Origin of the sequence: Colwellia echini (assembly GCF_002843355.2) — a bacterium.
Lineage (GTDB): Bacteria > Pseudomonadota > Gammaproteobacteria > Enterobacterales > Alteromonadaceae > Colwellia > Colwellia echini.
This window is the reverse complement of record NZ_PJAI02000090.1, coordinates 1-530: the sequence shown is the minus strand read 5'-3', so window position 1 is coordinate 530 and position 530 is coordinate 1. Positions and strand designations below refer to the sequence as shown.

Annotated in this window: 1 protein-coding gene; it reads right to left on the bottom strand. The window is 44.2% G+C overall.

Annotated elements, in window-relative coordinates; translation table 11 throughout:
• A partial coding sequence (locus CWS31_RS17665) for a hypothetical protein (protein ID WP_425457536.1) occupies positions 1-530 on the bottom strand: 530 nt, incomplete at both ends.

Here is a 530-nt window from a genome sequence, read left to right as displayed (position 1 = left end):
GTCCCAGTAAATTCAAAAATATCTTTATTCGTACCACCTGAACCAGCATCAATTGGATCAGTAACCACCTCTACATCAGAAATTGCGACAGTATCATTATCATCACCACCTGAAATGCTGGCAATTCTATTAGCAGCACCGCTGGTAATAGTGAAAACATCATCACCGGCACCGCCAACAAGAGCTCCCGTTTTACCTGCTGTACCAATGGTAAAGGTATCTGCATCAACACCACCCGTGATAGCACCCGCAGTGCCATTAATCGCGTACGTGTTTGCGCCATTGCCACCACTGATATCGCCAATAGAAACACCCGTATTTACGGTGAAACTGTCAATGCCATTACCGCCGACTAACTTCACAAAGTCTGTAAAACTAATACCGTTTAAGGTACCTGCATTATTACCATTAACTAACCAGGTGTTCGCGCTGTCGCCTGTTAAAGTGGCATTACCCACACCATCAATTAATTCAAATCCTGAGATGTCTGTGATTAATAAACTGCCGTCGGTTGCCGTAAGGTTAAACGT